This is a genomic window from Nocardioides sp. Leaf374 (assembly GCF_916862475.1).
Lineage (GTDB): Bacteria > Actinomycetota > Actinomycetes > Propionibacteriales > Nocardioidaceae > Nocardioides > Nocardioides kribbensis.
Map to the genome: position 1 here is coordinate 1 of NZ_CAKASO010000076.1, position 5,486 is coordinate 5,486.

Annotated in this window: 3 rRNA genes; all 3 read right to left on the bottom strand. The window is 55.5% G+C overall.

The window, feature by feature from the left end:
* Position 1 precedes the first annotated feature (1 nt).
* The 3 genes from rrf to LPA27_RS19005 all read right to left on the bottom strand — a co-directional run bounded on the left by rrf (position 2) and on the right by LPA27_RS19005 (position 5,402).
* Positions 2-118 (bottom strand): 5S ribosomal RNA (gene rrf, locus LPA27_RS18995).
* A gap of 158 nt (positions 119-276) precedes the next feature.
* A 23S ribosomal RNA gene (locus LPA27_RS19000) occupies positions 277-3,409 on the bottom strand.
* Positions 3,410-3,881: 472 nt separating this feature from the next.
* Positions 3,882-5,402: ribosomal RNA gene (locus tag LPA27_RS19005) — 16S ribosomal RNA — on the bottom strand.
* Together the 16S, 23S and 5S rRNA genes form the textbook arrangement of a ribosomal RNA operon.
* Positions 5,403-5,486: the final 84 nt, after the last annotated feature.

Sequence of the window (5,486 nt, forward strand, 5' to 3'; positions counted from 1 at the left end):
TGTCCGGCGGCGTCCTACTCTCCCACAACCTCTCGGTTGCAGTACCATCGGCGCTGAAAGGCTTAACTTCCGGGTTCGGGATGGGACCGGGTGTTTCCCTTTCGCTATGGCCGCCGTAACTCTTGCGAACCCACACCACCACCACAAGCGGGCGGGTGTGGATCCAAGCCATTATTCACATATACGTGTGACGTGTTGTGTGACTGGTTCGTGGACGCGAACATACGCTGCAGATACAGGGCACTAGACCTCTTTGTAGGTCTTGTTGAATGAGTGTAAGACAAGCCCTCGGCCTATTAGTACCGGTCGGCTAGGCATCACTGCTGTACACCTCCGGCCTATCAACCCAGTGTTCTGCTGGGGGCCTTACCCACATACGTGGTGGGAAACCTCATCTTGAAACGTGCTTCCCGCTTAGATGCATTCAGCGGTTATCACTCCCGAACGTAGCTAACCAGCCGTGCCCCTGGCGGGACAACTGGCACACCAGAGGTTCGTCCATCCCGGTCCTCTCGTACTAGGGACAGCCTTTCTCAAGTTTCCTGCGCGCGCGGCGGATAGGGACCGAACTGTCTCACGACGTTCTAAACCCAGCTCGCGTGCCGCTTTAATGGGCGAACAGCCCAACCCTTGGGACCTACTCCAGCCCCAGGATGCGACGAGCCGACATCGAGGTGCCAAACCATCCCGTCGATATGGACTCTTGGGGAAGATCAGCCTGTTATCCCCGGGGTACCTTTTATCCGTTGAGCGACGCCGCTTCCACCTGCTGGCGCCGGATCACTAGTTCCGACTTTCGTCCCTGCTCGACATGTCTGTCTCACAGTCAAGCTCCCTTGTGCACTTACACTCAACACCTGATTGCCAACCAGGCTGAGGGAACCTTTGAGCGCCTCCGTTACATTTTAGGAGGCAACCGCCCCAGTTAAACTACCCATCAGGCACTGTCCCTGAACCAGATAATGGTCCTAGGTTAGACATCTAGTACGACCAGAGTGGTATTTCAACGATGACTCCACCCACACTGGCGTGTGGACTTCACAGTCTCCCACCTATCCTACACAAGCCGAACCAAACACCAATACCAAACTATAGTAAAGGTCCCGGGGTCTTTCCGTCCTGCCGCGCGTAACGAGCATCTTTACTCGTAGTGCAATTTCGCCGAGTCCACGGTTGAGACAGCGCCCAAGTCGTTACTCCATTCGTGCAGGTCGGAACTTACCCGACAAGGAATTTCGCTACCTTAGGATGGTTATAGTTACCACCGCCGTTTACTGGGGCTTAAGTTCTCAGCTTCGAGCTTACGCTCTAACCGGTCCCCTTAACCTTCCAGCACCGGGCAGGAGTCAGTCCGTATACATCGTCTTACAACTTCGCACGGACCTGTGTTTTTAGTAAACAGTCGCTTGGGCCTGGTCTCTGCGGCCATCAACGCTCCCCCAGCTAGTGGGTTCACGCATCCGGCCCCCCTTCTCCCGAAGTTACGGGGGCATTTTGCCGAGTTCCTTAACCATGGTTCGCTCGATCGCCTTAGTATTCTCTACCTGATCACCTGAGTCGGTTTGGGGTACGGGCGGCGCATAGCTCGCTAGAGGTTTTTCTCGACAGCATAGGATCATCCACTTCGCCATTCGGCTCCCCATCAGATCTCAAGCTCGACATCAAAGTCAGAACGACGGATTTGCCTATCGTTCGCCCTACATCCTTAGCCGTACACAACCATCGGTACGGTTGGACTACCTTCCTGCGTCACCCCATCGCTTGACTACTACCAGTTCGGGTCCCACGCTACGCTCACACGCCTCGCCCCGAAGGGTCCGGTCACGTGAGTTTCAGATGGTTAGCATCACTAGGTTCGTCATGGGCGCTACTTTGCCGGTACGGGAATATCAACCCGTTGTCCATCGACTACGCCTGTCGGCCTCGCCTTAGGTCCCGACTTACCCAGGGCAGATTAGCTTGACCCTGGAACCCTTGATCATTCGGCGCACGTGTTTCTCACACGTGATTCGCTACTCATGCCTGCATTCTCACTCGTGTCGCATCCACCCCTGGATCACTCCGGAGCTTCACTCGCGACACGACGCTCCCCTACCCATCCACACACCTGAACCAACCTCGAAGGCGGCTTAGCTATATATGTGAATGCCATAGCTTCGGCGGATGACTTGAGCCCCGCTACATTGTCGGCGCGGAATCACTTGACCAGTGAGCTATTACGCACTCTTTCAAGGGTGGCTGCTTCCAAGCCAACCTCCTGGTTGTCACTGCGACTCCACATCCTTTTCCACTTAGTCACCGCTTAGGGGCCTTAGCTGATGGTCTGGGCTGTTTCCCTCTCGACTACGGAGCTTATCCCCCGCAGTCTCACTGCTGCGCTCTCACTTACCGGCATTCGGAGTTTGGCTAACGTCAGTAACCTGGTCGGGCCCATCGGCTATCCAGTGCTCTACCTCCGGCAAGAAACACACAACGCTGCACCTAAATGCATTTCGGGGAGAACCAGCTATCACGAAGTTTGATTGGCCTTTCACCCCTATCCACAGGTCATCCCCTCAGTTTTCAACCTAAGTGGGTTCGGTCCTCCACGCGGTCTTACCCGCGCTTCAACCTGCCCATGGATAGATCACTTCGCTTCGGGTCTTGATCGTGCTACTAAGTAGCCCTATTCGGACTCGCTTTCGCTACGGCTTCCCCACACGGGTTAACCTCGCAACACAACGCAAACTCGCAGGCTCATTCTTCAAAAGGCACGCCGTCACCCCGCCACACAAGGTGGACAAAAGCTCCGACGGATTGTAGGCACACGGTTTCAGGTACTATTTCACTCCCCGCCAGGGGTACTTTTCACCTTTCCCTCACGGTACTTGTCCGCTATCGGTCATCAAGGAGTATTTAGGCTTAACGGGTGGTCCCGCCAGATTCACACGGAATTTCAGGGGTTCCGTGTTACTTGGGAAAACGCATCAGAGTCGCACACTTACACTTACGGGGCTATCACCCTCTACGGCGCCACTTTCCAATGGACTTCAACTTCACGCACGATTTCTTACTCTGTGACCGCTCGGCAGAACAGTCCACACGCTCCCACAACCCCACACACACAACCCCTGCCGGGTATCACATGTGCATGGTTTAGCCTGATCCGATTTCGCTCGCCACTACTCTCGGAATCACTGTTGTTTTCTCTTCCTGTGGGTACTGAGATGTTTCACTTCCCCACGTTCCCTCCACACGCCCTATATATTCAGGCGCGGGTAACTGGACATGACTCCAGCTGGGTTCCCCCATTCGGACACCCCCGGATCACAGCTTGGTTGCCAACTCCCCAGGGCTTATCGCAGGCTCCTACGTCCTTCATCGGCTCTTGATGCCAAGGCATCCACCATGTGCCCTTCATAGCTTGTCTCACAAACACTCAACAAAAACTACAAAGACTAGAAATATTGCATCTACATGCACAACACACACACCCACCAACCCCCCACCCTGCAACACACACAAGAAAAAAGGAGCCGGCAAGCACACGCATCATGCGATGCTCGCGTCCACTATCCAGTTCACAAACAACCAACCCACCAACAACCACCACCCACCACACAAGATGGGCAGCACTCAAAGGAGGCACGATCACACAGAGCAACCAGCACAGCTGATCCCTCAAAGCTCAACAGTGTGTCAACCCCAACCCCCCTCACACAACCCACCCGTTCCACACCCACACCACACCCCCACCCCCTGAAAGGAGCAGAGAAACGACACAGGTAGTACTAAGACAAGCCACGCAAACGAAGCGAAGCATCATCGACGATTCCACTAGCGAGTAGCACCATCGCACCAGACACCAATTGCCTGGCAACTCATGGCCACTGACTCCTTAGAAAGGAGGTGATCCAGCCGCACCTTCCGGTACGGCTACCTTGTTACGACTTCGTCCCAATCGCCAGCCCCACCTTCGACGGCTCCCCCCAACAAGTTGGTTAGGCCACCGGCTTCGGGTGTTGCCGACTTTCGTGACGTGACGGGCGGTGTGTACAAGGCCCGGGAACGTATTCACCGCAGCGTTGCTGATCTGCGATTACTAGCGACTCCGACTTCATGGGGTCGAGTTGCAGACCCCAATCCGAACTGAGACCGGCTTTTTGGGATTCGCTCCGCCTTACAGCATCGCAGCCCTTTGTACCGGCCATTGTAGCATGCGTGAAGCCCTGGACATAAGGGGCATGATGACTTGACGTCATCCCCACCTTCCTCCGAGTTGACCCCGGCAGTCTCCTATGAGTCCCCACCATAACGTGCTGGCAACATAGGACGAGGGTTGCGCTCGTTGCGGGACTTAACCCAACATCTCACGACACGAGCTGACGACAGCCATGCACCACCTGTATACCGACAAAAAGGGGCACCATCTCTGGCGCTTTCCGGCATATGTCAAACCCAGGTAAGGTTCTTCGCGTTGCATCGAATTAATCCGCATGCTCCGCCGCTTGTGCGGGCCCCCGTCAATTCCTTTGAGTTTTAGCCTTGCGGCCGTACTCCCCAGGCGGGGCGCTTAATGCGTTAGCTGCGGCACGGAACCCGTGGAATGGATCCCACACCTAGCGCCCAACGTTTACGGTGTGGACTACCAGGGTATCTAATCCTGTTCGCTCCCCACACTTTCGCTCCTCAGCGTCAGGTAATGCCCAGAGAACCGCCTTCGCCACCGGTGTTCCTCCTGATATCTGCGCATTTCACCGCTACACCAGGAATTCCGTTCTCCCCTGCATACCTCTAGTCTGCCCGTATCGAAAGCAAGCACCGAGTTAAGCCCGGTGTTTTCACTCCCGACGCGACAAACCGCCTACGAGCCCTTTACGCCCAATAATTCCGGACAACGCTCGCACCCTACGTATTACCGCGGCTGCTGGCACGTAGTTGGCCGGTGCTTCTTCTGTACCTACCGTCACTCTCGCTTCGTCGGTACTGAAAGAGGTTTACAACCCGAAGGCCGTCATCCCTCACGCGGCGTTGCTGGATCAGGCTTCCGCCCATTGTCCAATATTCCCCACTGCTGCCTCCCGTAGGAGTCTGGGCCGTGTCTCAGTCCCAGTGTGGCCGGTCACCCTCTCAGGCCGGCTACCCGTCGAAGCCTTGGTAGGCCATTACCCCACCAACAAGCTGATAGGCCGCGAGCACATCCCCCACCGAAAAAACTTTCCACACTCATCAGATGCCTGAAAGTGTCGTATCCGGTATTAGACCCCGTTTCCGAAGCTTATCCCGAAGTGAAGGGCAGATTACTCACGTGTTACTCACCCGTTCGCCGCTCGTGTACCCCCGAAGAGGCCTTACCGCTCGACTTGCATGTGTTAAGCACGCCGCCAGCGTTCGTCCTGAGCCAGGATCAAACTCTCCGTTGAAAAACAACACCCCACACCCACAAAGGACGCGAGGAAAAAGAGATGCCTGACAAGAACAAAACCCTGACATGATGTCAGAATCAT